A 16,980-nucleotide genomic window follows, 5' to 3' on the forward strand; every position below is an offset into this window, starting at 1 on the left:
GGTTGTCCGATGCACACAGTCTCGAGTTCGGGGGTCTGAAGGCACATGGACAGGTCGGTCGAGCCGCACACCGGCCGCACTTCGCTCGCCACGGACTTCGGGAACGCCGCCTCGCTTCGCCATCGCGCGGCCGGCCCTGTTAGCCGTATCGAGGACACGATCCACAGTCACCGACGGGAACTGGCACGCGACCGTGCGCGCGTTCGGCGAGTCGTGTCGAAGCTGAAGCTTCCACAGGATCCAGGTATCCAGGACGTCGTCGCGGCCGCTGAACAGCTGCGCGGGCGCGAGATCCTGAGGCTCGACCATCCCTTGCCGCCCGGCCTGAGCGGATTCTGCTTCGAGCTGCCGGACCAGGACGTACTGATCGGCACAACGCGCAAGAGCGAGCGTTACCGTACCCACGTGAGGGCCCACGAAATAGGTCACCTCGTGATGGACGATGAGCAACCTGGCAACGGATGCTCGATCAACAGTCACGGATTCCTCGACCTCGACGCCTTCCCTCTGGACCAGCTCGCTTTGCCGGCCGACGTCGTGAAAGAGGTGTTGACCCGGCCAGTTCATCTGCGGACCACCACCACCAAACACCTCACAGATCCTGTCGAGCGTCCAGCAGAAACCTTCGCGCTCGAGATCCTTTCGCTCCTGCGCTTCGACGCACGCACCCGAGGCACCGGTCCCATCAACTCGGCACTTGCTCATCGGAGTACCACGCTCTAGTGACAGCCATACTGACCGCGGTCAACCTGTTCATGGCGCTCGTCTGCACTGGCGTTGGCATCGCCAAGGTTGTCGCAGTCCGCCGGGATACCGAACTGACCCTGAAGATCACAGCGTTGGTCCTGCTCTTCGCCGGCATGATCTTCTTTCTGACGCTTCCTGTTGTCTACCGAAGGGTCGGCATCGCGCTGAGCTCCCCCAGCGTGGCGACCTTGATGATCGACACTGCGACGCTGGTGTGCGTCGGCCTTGCCCACCTGCTCACTCAGCTGTGGCATCCGCGTCGCCGTGAGCGCGGGGTGCTGCGCCGCACCATCTCCAGGTGGGTCCTGTTCTACGCGGCCGCGATCGTGATCATGGCCGTGCTGTTCTTTGAAGCTGACCTCTCCGGACCTGCCCACCCGCTCCAGTTCGTCGTCGCCTACGGGCATGTCCCTGAGGTGTTCGCACTTCAGATCGTCTACCTCACGGCTCTCAGCATCGCGGTCGTCGTCACCGTAAGGCAGTGCGGGGGACTTGCTGCTCCCGGCAATCCCGGCCTTGACCAATCGGTACGCATGTTCGCCCTGGCCGTCTCACTGGACCTAGCGAAGGCCGCATGCACCCTGCTTGCCATGCTGAGTGCAGTCAGCGGGTTTCACCGCCTGAACTTCCTGGCTGAGTTTGCCTGGGTCCCCACCAACGTGAGCGGGTTCGCAGCCAGTTACGGTCTGGCCAGTTTGGCGCTGGCATCGCGGCGCGCCGAAACCCGCGACTGCGACACGCTGGAGCCACTGTGGGCACTGGTCGTGGTCCGTGACGATGACGACCACCCAGACAATGACGAGTCCGGTCAGCGAACGCCGTGGTGGCGCCAATGGTGCACACGCTTGGCTGGCTGGTGGCGCCGATGGCGCGCGAGCTTGGCTGGCTGGGATGTCCGCTTCCGCCTACTGCGCCTCCTAGTGGAGATCCGGGACGGCGAGGCAATCCTTAGCCCCTGGATGAGCTCCGCACCGTCCGAAGCTGTAGCCCGCGCCTTCCACGAAGTTAGAGAACTCGTCGACAGCGGAAGGAGCGAGGACGAACAAGCAATCGGCGAACTGGCGGCGCACCTGGACCTCAACGTGGACACGGTCCGCTATCTAATCAGTACCGGCGTGGGTTACGACGACGAGATAGCCGCGCAAGCCGCCGCCACGCTGGGGGTCGCCTCGCACGCTCGTGCAGCGTTCAGTCCCCCGCTGTCCGCCGACGACGTGCTCGAGATGCTGCCAGGTGAGGATGTTCCCGCCGCCCGCGAGCGAGAACACCTGGTCAATGTGGCGCGGCATCTGCAGGAGAACCCACTGGTCGACGCCGTGGTGGCACGCGCCGCCGCAGCCCGGGCGCACAGCTGAGCCCGCCGTACCCGTGCCCCCTACGGTGCCACTTGTGGCCTGCGTACCGGCAGTCGAACCGGGGCCTGTCGGCAGGAATGCCTCAATGACACGCTTCGAACCGGCGATGAGCTGACGATGGCCGAGACCATGAAGGCGCTGAACTCGGTCCAGGCAGCCGTCGCCTCGCGATCCCCGCAACCCTGAATTTTCCCCGGCTGCAGGATCAGGCCGGTGTTTGGGAGAAGCAACTACGCCAGCACATGGCGGAGATTCCCTGGCCGATGATGGCGGTCACCGTCACTGTCTGCTCACCCACGGCCGCGAGGCGGAAGGGTTGGAAGTACGGGGCGCCGGTGGACTGGTGGACGATGTTCGCGCAGACGACCAGGGGGCGAAGGCCCGGAGAGGTGTAGTGGGACCAGCCGTGGTTTCCGGGCGTGATCACGTCGTAGAACTCGGTGAGGATGCGTTGTTCGATCCGGCCGCGGGAGACCGGGTAGTGGGTGCCCTCGAAGAAGTCTCCGCTGTCGACGACCAGAGTGGTCGGTCGGGCGCGGCTGAGGTGTGCGGTGAGGGTGACTGGCTGGTCGAGGCTGGAATGGAAGTCGGTGGTCGCGAGAATGGAGGAAGGCCGCCGGTCGGCGTCTGGAAGCGTGATCACAGCAGTCTCCGGGCGTGTGGGACGGCGGTGCCCGGGGCGGGTTCGGGCCATGTGCGCAGGGCGGCGGTCAGGGTGCGGCGGGCTTCGGCGGCGAAGGCGTGGCGGCGTTGCGCGGTGGCTGTGACGGCGATGGCGGCGGCGTCGGTGACCGTGCAGATGCGGATGAGCTCGCGTTCGGCTGCGTCGGGCTGGCGTCCGTATCCGCGATAGAACTCCTGTCGGAGGTCTGGCCGATGGAGCAGGGTGCGCTGGGTGATGCGCAGGAAGTCGCGGCCGCAGGCTTCGTGTCGGCTGGTCTCGAAGTCCACGACCCCGGCGGGTCGGCCGCAGGGGTGGGCGAGGATGTTGCGGCTGGTGAAGTCGAGGTGTGACGGCTGTGTCTGCTGGGGCGGCATCCGGGTGAGGAGGTCGAGGGCCTCGTGGACCATGTCGGCTTCCGCTGCGGTCAGGGGCGCGGTGCCGGCCGCCAGCTGGGCGCGGATGTACACCGCCCGGTCGCGTCCGAAGTGGGGCAGTGTCGACGGGGCCGCGGCGTGGTGGAACCGGGCCAGGAGTTCGCCGGCAAGGCCGTATGCGCGATGCTCCTGGCGCCGTGTCAGGCTCAGCAGAGCCAGCGGGCGTCCGGCGACGGAGGTCATGAGGAGGTCCTGCTCCGCCTCATCGGCGTCGAGGAGCTGTGGCGCGCTCGCTCCGAGGGCCTCAGTCCAGCGGGCCAGGGCCGCGTGCTCGCGTTGGAAGCTGCCCTTGCTCGTGTTGTGCTTGAGGATCATCTGCCGGCCGCCCGGGTCCAACAGACGCAGGACGGTTGCCGAGGTGCCGGGCCAGCTGTGGTCGGCGACGACCGTGGCCAGCCCGGCGAGGCGGGGTATCTCGGATGCCTGTGCGACGGTCATGGCTGGTGAAGGAGGGTGAGGGCCCGGTCCGCGACCTGTTCGGGGGTGAGAGAGGTGGTGTCGATGACCTTGGCCCGCTCGCTTAGCCACGTCGCGTGGGCATCCTCGTAGTCGATGAGCTTGCGGCGCCTGAAGGCGCGGACCTTCTCGCTGCGTTCCTCGTCGCCGGGGAACTCCATGCTGCTCTCGATGCGGGCCCGCAGGGTCTCGGCCTCGGCGTGGACGAGGAGGTGGTGCACCTTGATTCCGGCCTTGCCCAGGGCGTCGAAGATCTCGTCGGCGTACTCGCGGCACAGCAGCGTCATGGGGGCGATGACCGGGCCGCTGTCGGTGTGATGGTCCAGCTCGGCGCAGACCGCGGCGACCAACGTGCGCCACATCGGGTAGTTCTGGAAGTCGCGTTGGCGGCTGGGATGGTCGCCGAGGCTCTTGCGCAGCAGGAAGCCGACCTCTTCCGGGTCGGTGATGATGCTGCCCGGCAGCCGCTGGTGGAGCAGGGAGGCGGTGGTGGTCTTGCCACCGCCGAAGGGGCCGTTGATCCAGATGATCATGTGGTTCCTCGGGTGGGTTGATGCTGTTGGTCGGCGAACCGGCTTGCTCGTCCGGGGGTTACGCGGCGGGCGTGGTCGTTGGAGGGAGGACGGGGAGGCGCTGCTGGTAGTAGGCGATGTGGAAGCGGTGGGCGTGGACCACCCACAGGCGGTCGAGTTCGGGCATCGGGTGCTCGGGCATGGTGAGCCGGATCGTGTGCGGGCCGGGGGTGGCGGCGATGACCTGGTGATCGTAGGAGCCGCGCCGGGTCGAGCGCGGACGCAGGTGAACCGCCAGCACGCCGCCGGCTGACTCGGGCAGGCGCAGGGCGATCTCGGCCACCTCGCCAGGATGCAGCGCGGCAGGGGCCTTGACCTCGAGTTCGTGGAGGCCGGCGGGAAGGCTGAGTGCGGGGCCGCACTTGGGGCACCGGATGGTGCGCCGGTCAGTGAGACCGATCGGGCTGGTCAGATGTTCGGCATCCCGCGGGGCGTGGCAGTACGGGCAGGGACCGGCGGCGGACCACCGGCCGGTGCGGTGGTGGGCGCGGGAGGCGATGAGTTGCCGGGAGAAGGCGCCGCCGCGGGTCCGGCTGAGGATGGCCAGGGCCGTGTGGGCCCACACCTCGCTCTGGGCCTGGAGGCGTGGTTCCCATTCTTCGGTCGGGGACGCGTCGCGTACGGCCGCGAGCAGCTGGTCGGCGGCCCTCTCGCGGTGGCTGGTCATTTCCTCCAGGCAGGCGGCCAGGTCGGGGTCGGGGCGGCGCTGCAGGGAGGCATGGAGACCGCGCTCGACGGCGTGCGCGTCGGTGAGGCGGCGTTGCCAGTCACCGAGCTGGTGAGTGTCCGCGGGCTGCCGGCGGGCCTGGGGGCGGGGGTGCGGGGAGGTGCGGGGGCCGGGGATGTGGAGGCGTTGTTCCGGGTCACCCAACAGGACGGTGGACGGGCCGCGGATGCCCCGGCGTTCACCGTCGGTGTTGAGGAGCGCGACGCACTGGCCGAGTCGGTCACCGGCGTGCAGGCTCTCGGCGGCGAGGCGGGGCTCGCGGCCGCTGGTGTCCAGGTCACCGCGCGTCAGTCCGAAGACAGCTTGGGGGAATCCCTCCAGGGCGTCGAGCGCGAGGCTGAGGTTGGAGGGGTACTGCTCCGCGGGACCGAGGGTGATGCCGTTGCAGACGAAGACCCCCAGCGCGCGGGTCTTGAGGTTGTGGAGGGCGAAGGGGCGGGTCCGGCCGGACGGGTCGGTCTTGCAGCCGGTGGGTGTGCAGCCGCCGGGCAGAACGGTTCCGTCGAGGGTGTGTTCGGCGGCGCCGGTGAGTCCGCACAAGGTGAGTGCGCCGAGCGGGGCGTGCGCGGCGGATCCGTCGGCGTCGACGATGATGCTGGTCCAATGCTGGCCGAGAACGTCGGCGACGGTACTGCGTTCGTCGATCTCGCCGCCGCTCAGGACGTGGGCGAGGCCGGTGGTGCCGTCGACGAGGCCGCTGCGGGCCGGGCCCGGGTCCGGCCCGGGGGCGGCGAGGAGCTTGGCCAGGGCGAAGGTGACGGCCGCCGCGTCGCGGCCGGTGAGGAACCCGGTCTCGGTGTCCTGTTCGGCGCAGGCGGTCACGATCGCCGTCAGGACGCGAAGCGGCAGCGCGGCGGCCGGAGCGACGACCAGGACGCTGCCGCCCCGGTCACCGGCGGCGAGCGGCCGGTGAGGGTCGAGGACGTGGTGGGGGCGGCTGAGAGCCTGCGCGACCAGCTGGCCGAGTCGTTCGTGGCCGGGCAGGCTCGCCACTCGCGCTCCGGCTCGGACAGCCGGGCGTTCGTCGGCGGGGGCGTAGCTGTGCAGGACATCCGCCCAGCGCCGTGCGCGGTCCGCCTCGGCGGGGAGCAGGACTGGAATCGCATGGGCCCGCAGCAGCGGGCCGTCGTCCTCGACGGTCTCAACCCATCGGTATCGGGGCGGCAGTTGCGGGAGCAGGGACATCAGCGCACCTCGGGGCTGTGGGACGTGATGAGCGCCCGCAGGACGTATTCGACCGGGACGGTCTCGGCGGCGCGAGCCGCAGCCGCCCGGGCGGCAGTCATGCCGCGCTCGTGCGCGCTGTCGGCGAGCTGGTGCTGATACGGCCAGGCCCGGTCGGCGAGCGCCTCCACTCCTTCCACGGGCGTGCGGTGACGGGTGAAGACGACGAGCGTGCGCGTGTCGGTGCCCAGGCCTCGGCCGGCGAGATGGGCGGTGACGCGCTGGTCGGTGCCCTTGCCCTGGAAGAGGGGGAGTGGGCCGTCGGCGAAGGCGGCGGTGCGGTAGGCCGCGTCGATGCCGGTGAGCGGGTCGGGACCGGTGGGGTGCAGCAGCAGACGGATCAGCCGGCCGCCGGGGCGCAGGATCCGCAGCGCCTCGTCCGCAGCGAGCAGGGGATCGGCGGTGAACTGCAGGACCTCGTGCTCGATGACGACGTCCGCGCTGTTGACGGCGAAGGGGAGCATCAGCGCGTCCGCGGACACCACGTCCACGCCGGGCAGTCGGCGCTGGGTCAGAAGGGCGGCCATCGCGGCTGAGGGTTCGACGCCACGGTACGTCGCCGGGCTCCCGGCGGCGAGGTGCCGGGTGATGCGTCCGGTGCCCGCGCCCAGCTCCACCACATCACGTCCAGCGAGTTGTTCGGCGGAGAAGGACCGTAAGGCGTCGGTCATGGCGTCGGCCAGGGGACGGTGGCGGTCATAAACACAGGCCAGGGCCGGGGTGTAGAGCGGGTCGTCGGCCGGGCGCGGGCTGAGGTCGGGGGAGGTGCCGAGCAGGCCGGTGAGCGCGGCCGTGGTGTGCTGCCAGGGCCAGCAGCTGTTGGTGTTCAGCACGACTTGGGAGCCGTGGCGCAGCTGGCGCAGCAGGGCCAGCAACGGGGCGAGGCTCTCGATCAGCCCTTCCGGGGTCGTGGCGCCGACGCAGTGGGATGCCGCGAGAGCGATCCGGGCGGTGGGCGGCAGATACCGGGAGGCCGTCGCGCCGGGCCAGGGCGCCTGCTGGTGGCGGGCCAGGAGGGAGGCCAGCGCGGTGAGTTGGTGACGGGCGAGGTCCAGGTGCGTGACAGCCGCCAGGAGGTCGCCCGTGTGCGCGGCAGCGGCGATCTGGTGCAGCGCCCAGCCGATCTGGTGGAGGAGCGCTTCGGCGCGGGGCGCGGCCGCGGTGCGGACCTCGGGGAGCCAGGGCGGAAGATGCTCGGCCTCCACGTCGCACGTCGTGCTCGTCCACGCGGACAACTGTCCGGCCGCGGCTGCGGTGTCGGCGCCGTGGGGCAGCATGCGCCAGGTCGTCAGCCTGCCGTTCGGCGTGATCGATGCGACGGCGTCGGGACCGAGCGGCACGGCGGTCAGGGCAGCGTCGTGCGCGGTCAGCCGCGCGGCGAGACCGGCAGCGGTCAGGGAGGTGTTCACGTAGCGGACGGACTGGGGGGAGGCGGCATCGGCTTCCGCATGGCCGTCGGCCGGCGCGACGCCGGCCGAGGCTGTCGGCAGGAGTACGGCGTCCGTGGGGGCGGGCAGGGCGACGCCGAGACCGGCCAGGAACTTCTCGAAGGCGTCGGCGCTCGTGTAGTGGTCGGCGCGCAGGCCCACGTGGAGGGCGGCGGCCACGTTGGTCGCGCTGTCGTCGGTGAAGGCCACGTCCTGGGCGGGCAGGTCCATGAACGCGAGGGCCTGGTGGTAGGCGGCGGGCGACGGTTTGGTCACGCCGAGGGCGGCGCTGTTGGCGACATGGCCGAAGAGGCCGTCCAGTTCGTGCAGGGTCAGGTCGGCGGCGACCACGGTGGTGTTGTTGGTCAGGACGCCGGTAACCAGGCCGGCGCTGCGGGCTCGGCGGAGCAGCGCGACCATCTGCGGGTCGGGCTCACCCCGGTCGGCAGCCCACAGATCGGCGGCGCGCCCGCCCTCGGGCCCGAACTGCGCGATCAGGTCGGCGCGTACGGCCGCGACCCATTCCTCGTGGGTCAGGATCCCGTGGTGGGCCAGGTCGAAGACCCCGCCGTACGCGACGCGGCGGACGGCCTGTTCGGGGAGACCGCAGGCCAGCGCCGCTGTGGCGGCGCTGCGGTTCTTCCACAGCCGCACGACGCCGTCCAGGTCGACGAGTACCCCGCGGATCGGTCGGGTCATGAAGAGCTCCTGGAGGAGAGAGCAGCGGACAGGAACGTCATGGTGGGATCGGCGTAAAAGTCACCGATGGTGATTTCGGTGCCGTAGGTCTCGTTGATCTTCTGCACCAGGAGCAGTGCGGACAGCGAATCACCGCCGCACGCGAAGAAGTCGGCACTGCCGACAGCCGGCGAACCGGTGTTCTCCTGCCACCACTGCGCGACGTCGTCCGGCAGACGCCCCGTCGGCGCCGCAGCCGGAGCGGCGGCCCGGTCGGTTTGGTCGTCCGCATGGGCCAGGGCGAGCCGGTCGATCTTGCCGGACGCGGTACGGGGCAGGCGCGCCCGGACGGTGATCAGCGCGGGTACGGCCGACGGGGGCAGGACCCTCGCCAGGTGCCGGCGCAGCTGCGGCGGCAGGCCGACATCGTCCGCCTCCACGTGCAGAACGAGACGGTGCCGGGCTCCGTCGTCCGGTCGTTCGGCGTGCAGCGCGGCGGCCCGCACCCCCGGCATCCGGCATGCCGCGGCTTCGACCTCTCCGGGTTCGAGTCGGACGCCACCGACGTTGAGCTGGTCGTCGACACGGCCGACGAAGACGTACTGGCCATCCGGCCGCTGCCACACGCGGTCGCCCGTCCGGTAGACGCGGACACGTCCCACGCCTCCGTCCGGGAGGGGCAGTTCGAGGAGCGGGAAGGCCTGCTGGGTCTCGGCGTCCCGACCGAGGTAGCCGTCCGCCAGTCCCGTGCCCCCGAGATACAGCTCGCCTGTATCCCCGTGAGGCACGGGCTGCTGTTCCTCGTTGAGGATCCAGGCGGTGACTCCGGGGAGCGGGTGCCCGATCGGGACGGGTGTCTCGCCGCTGCTCACGTGCTCGGCGACCAACGCCGCCAGGCACGCCTCGGTCGGGCCGTAGGCGTTGGCGATCTTGTACGCGCGCAGCCAGGCGGTCAGCGGCTCGGGACGCAGTGCCTCGCCGCCGAGAACGATGCGGCGCAGCTCGGGCAGCTCGGCGAACTCGGTGGCCGCCAGCTGGGTGGGTGTGCAGGTGAACGCGGTGATCCGCTGCTCCCGGAGGAATTGTGTGAGCAGCGGCCCGGGCAGCCGCTCGGCGGGGCCGGCGATCTGCAGCCGGGCACCGGTGGCCAGCGCGCCGAGGATCTCCCACAGCACGGCGTCGAAGGTCGGCGACGTCAGCTGGGCAATGCGGTCAGTGCGGGTGAGGCCGTACACGCCGGGGAGGGCCGTGGCGCGGGCGGCAAGGGCTCGGTGGCTGATGAGGACGGGTTTGGGGCTGCCGCTGCTGCCGCTGGTGTGCCAGATACAGGCGATGTCGTCGTCCCAGGGCGCGGGCAGAGGGGCGTTCGTGGAGTGGGGCGCGGTCGCAGCGCCGTCGGCGGGGGCGAGGGCGGTGAGGTGTCCCGCCCAGGCGGGAGCCTGGGCGGTCGCCGTCAGGGCCCCGGATGCCCGGCACGCCGTGGCGATCTGGGCGAGCCGTGTGGGCGGGTGGGTGACGTCGACGGGAACGGCGACGGCGCCCGCTCGCCACGCGGCGATCAGTGCGGTGATCCATCCGGTTCCAGGGGGAAGGGCCAGCATCACCGCCCGGTTTGTGAGGTCCGCGTCACGCAAGGCCTGCGCGGTGCGTCCGGCGGCGTCCCACAACTGGCTCCAGGTGAGGTGCCGGTGCGGGTCGGCCGCGGCGATCGCGTCCGGGTGTTCGGCGACGGTGCGGGTCAGCACGTTGGTCAGTGTGCTCATTCAGGCGGCCTCCGTCCGGGACTGGGGCAGCACCACGCCGCGGTGGGCCTCGCGCAGCAGGTCCAAGGTGGTCAGCAGTCCGTCGTGCGGGACGGACAGGTTCACGCGGATGCGCGGCGCCCCGGGGGAGAGGGCGTGCCAGGACTGCTTGGTGCCGCCGAACAGCAGCTGTGGGTTGAGCTTGAGTTGGAACTGGCGGCCGACCGCGTTGATCCAGGCGATGCTCTCGGCAGGGTCGTCGAGGTCGACGTTCAGACGGGGCAGGAGCGAGTACCCGGAGACGGGCCGCAGGTGGTCGCCGGTCTCCAGCAGGTCGTCGGCGTGCTTGGTGAGCAGGTCGAAGCCGTTGGCGAAGTGGCGGCTCATCGCGTCGAGGTGGCCGACGACCGAGCGGCAGACCGCTTCGGAGGGGACGGTGTCCACGCCGTGGCGGGCGTACTGCTGGACGATCCACCGGTACCGGTGCTCGAAGGCGTGCGGGCCGGGCTCGTGAGCGGCTTCGGCGAGCAGAAGGACGGTCAGGTAGAGCAGGACGAGCTGGCCGGCGAGCGGGCTGGCGGAGGCGGTGCGGTCGAAGATGTCGTCGCGCGCGGCCTCGGCCAGGGACGGCGATCCGCTGATCAGCAGGCCGGGGCGGAGGCCGGGGACGCACAGGTCCTTGGACGGTGTCATCAGCACCGCCGTGTCCGTGATGCGGCCGTCGAGCGTGGCACGGACCTGGTGGGTGACCTGATGAGGGTGCGGCCCGGTGCCGCCGGCGAGGAAGACGATGTCGACCAGGCGGAAGTCCGCCTCGCATGGCGGCGGGGTGTAGAGGGTGCCGGTGACCCCGTTGGGGAAGATCTCCACGAGCGCGGTGTGGGAGGCCGTGTCCCCGGTGGGGTGCAGGGTGCCGTCGTGCCGGTAGCGGCCCACGACCGCGCCGCCCCAGCGGCGCGGTGTCTGCTCGAAGGCGTAGTAGCAGGGTGCGGGCAGCAGCAGTCCGGCGTCGCACGCGGCCAGCCAGCGGGTGACCAGGCCGATGCCCTCGGTCGCGCCGGCGGTGAAGACGATCTGCGCCTCGTCGAGGTCGAGCCCGAGATAGGCGCCGGCCAGGGCCGCGGCCAGGGCACGGTCGTGGGCGTCGTGCGCGGTGCCGTACTCGTGCAGCCGGCCCGTGCGGGCGCTCGTCGTCAGGGCCCGGTGCAGGAACCGGTGGACGGCTCCGGCAGCCGGGTACAGGTTGTAGCCGTAGCCGATCTGTGAGCTGGCGCGGGAGACTCCGTCGCGCAGTTCCCGGTAGACCGCGACGCACGGGGCGTCCTCGGTGACGGGTGCGATCAACCGGGTCATCGCGTCACCTCCCCGAGCACGGCGTGCACGACGGCCGAGGCGTCCTGGAGCATGTCCGCGCCGAGCGGGCGTACATAGGGGTACAGGGTGCTGGGCCGCAACGCAGCGGTCTCGTCGGCGAGTTCGCTCGGCGGGCGGCTCCGGGCGACCGCGGCGGTCATGATCCGAGCCAGGCGCGGCATGTCCCCCGGGTTCAGGCCGAGCCAGGTCGCCTCGGCGAGTCCCAGGCGCAGGGCCGGCTCGTCGAGGGGCAGGTCGGTGAGCCAGTTGATGTGCAGGCCCGCCTCGTACAGGCGCGCGGCTGCGTCCTTGGCGCTCGCTTGCGCGGGTGCGGTGATCCACAGCTGGTGGGTTCGGGTGTAGCCGAACTCGGCGCCGACGACGTCCCATCCGGCGTGCGCGAGCTCCTTGCCCAACGTCTGCGCGTTGGCCACGACGGTGTGCGCGTACGCAGCGGCGTGGTCGGCGAACGCGGCCAGCGACAGGCCGAGCGCGGCGACGGCGGCGAAGTGGTGGTTGGACACCAGCTGGGGCTGGATCTCCTTGATCTGCTGTGCGGTGGCGGCGTGCCGGGTGGCGATGATGCCTTTCTGGGGGCCGGGGAAACTCTTGTGGGTGGAGGCGGAGAGGCTGTCCGCGCCGGCCGCGAGCGGGTTGGGGAGGGCTCCGCCGAGGACCAGGCCGAGGGTGTGCGAGATGTCGGCGTGCACCAGCGTGTTGGTGCCGGCTTCCCGGACGGCCTCGACGAGCGGGGTCACGTCCAGGGGGTGCAGGGCGTGGCACTGGTCGAGGTAGACCAGGGCCGGACGGTGGTCGGACACGAATCCGGCGAGGGCGCCGCGCTCCAGCTCGTGCATCGACCGGCCGGGAAGGAAGGCGACCTGGTGCCCGAGTCGGCGGGCCATGTCCGCGGTGGCGTAGTGCCCGCCCTGGGCCGGAGCGAGGCAGGCGATCGTGCTGCCGGGCGGGCCGCCGAGCGCGGTGATGACCATCTCCATGGCGTGCAGCCCCGACAGGGCCCGTACGTTCACATGGTCCGTGCCCGTGAGGCGGGCGAGCAGGGGGACGGTGAGGCCGGTCTCCAGCCACGCCGCGTCCTTCGCCGACGGGAACCGCCACTCGCCCGCCTGCGGGTCGGGGTCCTCGTCGAACATGTAGCGGGCGTACAGGTCGCTGATCAGCGGCAGCCGGGTGATCGGCGCCATGATGCCCTCGGCGGGGATGAGGCTGAGGGTGCGCGACGCACGGGCCTGGTGGGCCCTGAGCACGCTGAGCCCTTCGGCCAGCAGCGCGGCTCCGTTGCGTACGGATTGCGGCATGGCGGCGTCTCCTAACGGGGGACGGGAACGGGCGAGGAGGCCGGTCATGCGAGCGGCCGGCGGGTGAACAGGCCGCGCAGCAGCAGCCGCGGGCGGGCCGGGTCGTCGCGGTAGGCGGTGCGACCGTGCCCGAGCCGGTCGTTGGCCAGGACCAGTGCCTGCCCGGAACGGAGGGTGAAGGAGACGCGGTAGGAGCTGCTCGGCATCGCGGCGGCGTCCATGATGGCCAGCGCCCGATCGAGCGCGGCCTGCTGGCCGGGAGAGGACCGGTAAGTGTCGGTGGCCGTGCGGCTGTACCGGGTGATCCACATCCCGGGCTGCTCCTCGGCGAACGCCGGCGCGGCCACGAACTGGTCGTCGATGAAGGTCGAGGTGCGCACCAGTGCCTCGGCGTGTGCGAGTTGGGCGGCGGCCTCGGGGTCGAGGCGGCGCAGTTCGGCATAGGCGTCGACGAGGTCGACCAGGTAGGACAGCCCGCCGGCGGCGGCTTCGGCGGCGCACATCATGACCGTGGTGGGGATCTCGCCGAGCTGCTGGAGGGTGCCGTCGCAGTGGACGTTCTGCCCGGCGGTGTCCTGGAAGGGATGGGCGGCATCGCGTACGGCGGTCAGGCGGCTGACCCCGCCCAAGGTGTGGGAACTGCCGGCGTACAGCGGAGGAGTGAAGGGCTGGCCCAGGCCAAGGGCGTCGGCCAGGGCGGCCAGGTCGTCGTGGGAGGGGATGGAGCCGGGGACGTGCACGATCGCGTAGCCGCGCTTGCAGTATTCGGCCGCGACGCGACGGCGTACGCCCGTGTCCGGGAGCGACCAGTTGCTGGTCTCGACCGGTGGGGCGGGAACGGTGCTGAAGTCGGGCAGACAGGTGGTCGCGGCCGCGGGGGTGTCGATCAGTGGGGTGGGCATGGCGGGCCTCCGGAAGTCTTAGATGACGGCGGGGGGTTGCTGGCGCAGGGCCGGGTGCTGGGTGAGCAGGTCCTGGATCGCGGTGCGGTGCGTCCTATGACCGCGGTCGGGCGCCGGGCGGCCGGTTTCCAGGAACTCGAGCAGCGCGGTGAGGTGGTGTTCGAGGGTGAATCGGTCCTGGACGGAGGCCAGTGAGGTGAGGTACTGGGTGCGGGCGGGGCCCTCGGTGGTGGCCTGGCGCAGGGCGGCGGCGAGCGCCGCGGTGTCGGCCGGGTCGACCACGGGGCCGATGCCGAGGGCGCGGACGAGGTGACCGGTGGCGCCGTAGCCGTCGGCGACGACGGGCAGCCGGTACAGCGCGGCGTCCCGTAGCCGCAGCCGGTGGCAGGTCATGTTCTCCGCGGTGCGCTCGCCGGTGATGACCAGCGCGCGTGCCGCCTTCAGCCAGCCGTCCCGGTTGCGGTGCGCAACTGACGTGGTCGGCCAGAGCACCTGGTCGGCGATGCCGAGCTCGTCGGCCCGCTTCTGGAGCGCGGCCCGCCGTGTCGCGTTCGGCGCGTACAGCAGGCGCAGCGTGGGGGCGCCCTCCTGGGAGTGGGCGAGCGCGTCCAGGACGGGGGAGGGGTGGCAGTAGTCCCACACGCCGCCGTTCCACAGCAGGTCACAGGCCCCGGACTCCTGCGCTGGCGCCGTGGCGGCGGCAGCGAGGGAGTGCCGGTTGTAGCCGATCGGTACGAGGCTGACCAGGTGCGACAGCCCTGGGTCGGTGTGGTGGTGGGCGGCGGACATGCGGCCGGTGGCGACCAGCGCGCCGAGGGTGGAGGCGAGTTCGGCCTCGGAGCGGACCAGGAGGTGGTCGGCGAGCAGCAGCTGCAGGCGCCACCGGGCGACCGTGTCCTCGTACAGGCGCTGGGCGTCGTCGCCGGCGAGGGTGTCGAAGTGGAGGTGCTCGATCGGGGGCGCGTTCTCGGCCACGATCAACGCGCCCTGCTCGTAGGCCTTCAGCAGCAGCCTCGTGTCGGGCAGGTCCGTGGTGAACAGGACGTCGCAGGCGTCCAGGACCTCGCCCTCGCTGCCGGTGACGATCCGCACTCCGGGGTGGGTGAAGTCGGACGGGTGCGGAGAGGTGATGGTGACGCGGTGGCCGGCGTCGGCGAGGACCTGGGCGATCTCCCACAGTCGCAATCCGATCCCGCCGAGCTGGTCGTCGACGCGGTAGGGGCCGCTGAGGATGGCGATGTGGCGGCTCACGGGCGGGCTGCCTTCCAGTAGTCGGTGACCGCGGGCCATGTGCCCAGGTCGCGGAACGGCCCGATCTCGATCACGGGCGTCCCCAACAGGGCGGTGAGCGTGTCCGGGTGGCTCGGACGGTGCATGGTGGCGTGGTGCAGGGCGGAGACGAAGGCCGCGGCCGCGGGGCGGGCCATGGCGTAGCCGAACCAGACGGCGTTGAACGCTTCGGCCGCCGGCAGCCCGGGTTTGTCGGCGAAGGCGGTGACCCGGGGGCCGTCGGCGGTGTCGTCCAGGTGGAGAGCGCCGTCGACGGCGAGCCGCTCGGGATCGGACTCACGGGCGGTGAGGAACGCCGAGGGGTGACCGGCATGGATGAGGTCGAGGATGTCGCCGACCGCGGTCGGCTCGGGCACGTCAAGGACCTGGTCGGGCAGAAGGACCAGGGTCGCGGGGCCGAACCACGGGTCGGCGCTCAGCACGGCGCCTGTCGACTCGGGCAGGCTCGGGTCCTGGAAGGCGAGGACGAGCGGCAGGCCCAGTGCCAGGCAGCGGGAGCGCAGATGGCGGACGGTCGGCTCGCGGCCCTCCCCGATGACCGCCACCAGCCGGATCCGGGAGGCATGCGGTGCGAGAAGGTCGAGGGTGGCGTCGAGCGCCACACGCCGTTCGCCGATCGGCAGCAGTTCCTTCGGCGTGGGCAGTCCGAGCCGTGCGCCGGCACCGGCCAGGGGAAGGACGACCGTGTCCCGCTCGGCGCTCATGACGCCACCGCCACGGTGGTCGCGGCCCGGACCGCGTCGGTGAGAACCTCCGCGCCCATTCGGGCTTCGTCCGCGCTGATCGTCAGGGGCGGGGCGACGGTGAGTACCGGGCCGAAACCGCGCACCAGCACTCCGGCGTCCTGCGCGGCCCGCGAGACCTGCTCGGCCAGCTCGATGGAGGCCATCTCCACACCGATCATCAGGCCGCGGCCACGCACATCCCGTACGCCGACGCACTCGGTCAACATCTGGAGCAGGGCGAGGAGTTGAGAGCCTCGGTCGGCAGCGGCGGCGACCAGACTGTCCCTCTCGATCACGTCCAGGACGGCGAGGGCGGCGGCGCAGGCGGTCGCGTGCCCACCGGTGGTGTGCCCGTGGCGCAGCCCTCCGAGAAGCGGATCGCGGGCGAAGGCGGAGTAGATGTCATCGCGCACCGTCACGGCCGCCAGGGGCGCGTACCCGCCAGTGAGCCCCTTGGACGTGGTGACGATGTCGGGGGCGGCCTGGGCGTTCAGGTCGTGTTCGAAGCCGAAGAGCCTCCCGGTCCGTCCGTAGCCAGTGGCGACCTCGTCGACGATGAGGAGCATGCCGTACCGGTCGCACAGCGCCCGCAGGTCGTGCAGCCGGCCGGGCGGCGGGACGATCACACCCCCGACGCTGAGCACCGGCTCGACCAGGACGGCGGCGATGTTCTCCGGACCGATGGCAAGAATCTGCTCCTCCCATTCCACGGCCCCGGGCACCCGGCAGTGCTCGTGATGGGTCCCGGACGCACACCCGGCGCAGCGGGGCGTGGCCAGATGGGCGTAGCCGTTGGGGAGAGGACCGGTGCCCTCGCGGCGGAAGGGCGCTGCGGTGGTAGCGATCGCCGCTGCCGTCGCGCCGTGGTAGCCGTCGGCGTACGACAGAACGACCATCCGTTCGTCGCAGCCTTCGATGTGATGCCACATGCGGGCGATCTTCAGCGCCGCCTCGGTCGCTTCAGAGCCGGAATTGCAGAACAGAGTGCGGCCCAGTGGCGGCGGGAGCAACGACGCGATCCGGTGGGCCAGTTCAGCCGCTGGCAGCGTCGTCACCTCCGCGAGGTCCCAGGTCATCAGGCGACCTGCCTGGTGACTCAGGGCCTGGACGACGGTCGGGTGGCTGTAGCCGACGGTCGCGTTCAGGGTGCCGGCGCGCAAGTCGAGGAACGTGCGGCCGTGATCGTCGCGCACGTGTGAGCCGTCCCCCTCGACGAGCACTAGCCGCTCATGATTGCTGTCCAGCGGGCTCCAGGGGTGCCACAGATGCTGGCGGTCCGCTTCCCGTACGGTGAGTGCCCGATTCATGATCGTCGTCTCCTTCTCGGCGGTGGTGTCGGCCCGCCGTTCTCCGGCCGAAGGTGTG

14 protein-coding genes are annotated in these 16,980 nt (G+C 71.2%); 2 read left to right on the forward strand and 12 right to left on the reverse strand.

The features are described 5' to 3' along the window. Positions 1 to 45: 45 nt before the first annotated feature. Positions 46 to 723, forward strand: a complete 678-nt coding sequence (locus QF035_RS45005; RefSeq protein WP_307527605.1) for a hypothetical protein — start codon at positions 46 to 48, stop codon at positions 721 to 723. Further along, complete coding sequence (locus QF035_RS45010; RefSeq protein ID WP_307527607.1) at positions 723 to 2,102, forward strand: hypothetical protein; 1,380 nt, start codon at positions 723 to 725, stop codon at positions 2,100 to 2,102. The genes QF035_RS45005 and QF035_RS45010 overlap by 1 nt, the downstream gene beginning before the upstream one ends. 205 nt (positions 2,103 to 2,307) lie before the next feature. On the opposite strand, the gene QF035_RS45015 is transcribed toward QF035_RS45010, so the two are convergent. The 12 genes from QF035_RS45015 to QF035_RS45070 are packed head-to-tail and all read right to left on the reverse strand — an operon-like array spanning position 2,308 to position 16,922. Continuing rightward, positions 2,308 to 2,745 (reverse strand): metallophosphoesterase, encoded by a 438-nt coding sequence (locus tag QF035_RS45015; protein WP_307527609.1) that lies wholly within the window; start codon positions 2,743 to 2,745, stop codon positions 2,308 to 2,310. After that, positions 2,742 to 3,638, reverse strand: a complete 897-nt coding sequence (locus tag QF035_RS45020) for an aminoglycoside phosphotransferase family protein (RefSeq protein ID WP_307527611.1) — start codon at positions 3,636 to 3,638, stop codon at positions 2,742 to 2,744. Before QF035_RS45020 ends, QF035_RS45015 begins: the two co-directional genes overlap by 4 nt. Further along, positions 3,635 to 4,189, reverse strand: coding sequence for an AAA family ATPase (locus tag QF035_RS45025; protein WP_307527612.1), 555 nt, complete (start codon positions 4,187 to 4,189; stop codon positions 3,635 to 3,637). Before QF035_RS45025 ends, QF035_RS45020 begins: the two co-directional genes overlap by 4 nt. Before the next feature lie 58 nt (positions 4,190 to 4,247). Then, on the reverse strand, positions 4,248 to 6,140 hold the full coding sequence (locus tag QF035_RS45030) for a hypothetical protein (RefSeq protein WP_307527614.1): 1,893 nt from the start codon (positions 6,138 to 6,140) through the stop codon (positions 4,248 to 4,250). Continuing rightward, positions 6,140 to 8,305: an HAD-IA family hydrolase gene (locus QF035_RS45035; RefSeq protein ID WP_307527616.1), complete on the reverse strand. Its 2,166-nt coding sequence runs from the start codon at positions 8,303 to 8,305 to the stop codon at positions 6,140 to 6,142. The genes QF035_RS45030 and QF035_RS45035 overlap by 1 nt, the downstream gene beginning before the upstream one ends. Then, positions 8,302 to 10,047 (reverse strand): non-ribosomal peptide synthetase, encoded by a 1,746-nt coding sequence (locus QF035_RS45040; protein ID WP_307527618.1) that lies wholly within the window; start codon positions 10,045 to 10,047, stop codon positions 8,302 to 8,304. Before QF035_RS45040 ends, QF035_RS45035 begins: the two co-directional genes overlap by 4 nt. After that, entirely contained in the window at positions 10,048 to 11,379 is a 1,332-nt protein-coding gene (locus QF035_RS45045; RefSeq protein ID WP_307527620.1) for a hypothetical protein, read from the reverse strand. It abuts the gene before it with no gap. After that, positions 11,376 to 12,698 (reverse strand): hypothetical protein, encoded by a 1,323-nt coding sequence (locus QF035_RS45050; protein WP_307527622.1) that lies wholly within the window; start codon positions 12,696 to 12,698, stop codon positions 11,376 to 11,378. The genes QF035_RS45045 and QF035_RS45050 overlap by 4 nt, the downstream gene beginning before the upstream one ends. Positions 12,699 to 12,742: 44 nt before the next feature. Beyond that, positions 12,743 to 13,600: a TauD/TfdA family dioxygenase gene (locus tag QF035_RS45055; protein ID WP_307527624.1), complete on the reverse strand. Its 858-nt coding sequence runs from the start codon at positions 13,598 to 13,600 to the stop codon at positions 12,743 to 12,745. A gap of 18 nt (positions 13,601 to 13,618) precedes the next feature. Continuing rightward, a complete protein-coding gene (locus tag QF035_RS45060; RefSeq protein ID WP_307527626.1) occupies positions 13,619 to 14,851 on the reverse strand; it encodes a hypothetical protein in 1,233 nt (410 codons plus the stop codon). After that, entirely contained in the window at positions 14,848 to 15,594 is a 747-nt protein-coding gene (locus QF035_RS45065; protein WP_307527628.1) for a hypothetical protein, read from the reverse strand. The genes QF035_RS45060 and QF035_RS45065 overlap by 4 nt, the downstream gene beginning before the upstream one ends. Next, entirely contained in the window at positions 15,591 to 16,922 is a 1,332-nt protein-coding gene (locus QF035_RS45070; RefSeq protein ID WP_307527630.1) for an aminotransferase family protein, read from the reverse strand. The genes QF035_RS45065 and QF035_RS45070 overlap by 4 nt, the downstream gene beginning before the upstream one ends. Between the last annotated feature and the right edge of the window lie 58 nt (positions 16,923 to 16,980).

Source organism: Streptomyces umbrinus (assembly GCF_030817415.1).
GTDB classification, from domain to species: domain Bacteria; phylum Actinomycetota; class Actinomycetes; order Streptomycetales; family Streptomycetaceae; genus Streptomyces; species Streptomyces umbrinus_A.

Excerpts from the sequence above, each read along its gene's own strand:
- QF035_RS45020 (WP_307527611.1), bottom strand. The coding sequence starts at position 3,638 with ATGACCGTCGCACAGGCATCCGAGATACCCCGCCTCGCCGGGCTGGCC.
- QF035_RS45045 (WP_307527620.1), bottom strand. The coding sequence starts at position 11,379 with ATGACCCGGTTGATCGCACCCGTCACCGAGGACGCCCCGTGCGTCGCG.
- QF035_RS45030 (WP_307527614.1), bottom strand. The coding sequence starts at position 6,140 with ATGTCCCTGCTCCCGCAACTGCCGCCCCGATACCGATGGGTTGAGACC.
- QF035_RS45035 (WP_307527616.1), bottom strand. The coding sequence starts at position 8,305 with ATGACCCGACCGATCCGCGGGGTACTCGTCGACCTGGACGGCGTCGTG.
- QF035_RS45065 (WP_307527628.1), bottom strand. The coding sequence starts at position 15,594 with ATGAGCGCCGAGCGGGACACGGTCGTCCTTCCCCTGGCCGGTGCCGGC.
- QF035_RS45050 (WP_307527622.1), bottom strand. The coding sequence starts at position 12,698 with ATGCCGCAATCCGTACGCAACGGAGCCGCGCTGCTGGCCGAAGGGCTC.
- QF035_RS45070 (WP_307527630.1), bottom strand. The coding sequence starts at position 16,922 with ATGAATCGGGCACTCACCGTACGGGAAGCGGACCGCCAGCATCTGTGG.
- QF035_RS45055 (WP_307527624.1), bottom strand. The coding sequence starts at position 13,600 with ATGCCCACCCCACTGATCGACACCCCCGCGGCCGCGACCACCTGTCTG.
- QF035_RS45040 (WP_307527618.1), bottom strand. The coding sequence starts at position 10,047 with ATGAGCACACTGACCAACGTGCTGACCCGCACCGTCGCCGAACACCCG.
- QF035_RS45025 (WP_307527612.1), bottom strand. The coding sequence starts at position 4,189 with ATGATCATCTGGATCAACGGCCCCTTCGGCGGTGGCAAGACCACCACC.
- QF035_RS45005 (WP_307527605.1), top strand. The coding sequence starts at position 46 with ATGGACAGGTCGGTCGAGCCGCACACCGGCCGCACTTCGCTCGCCACG.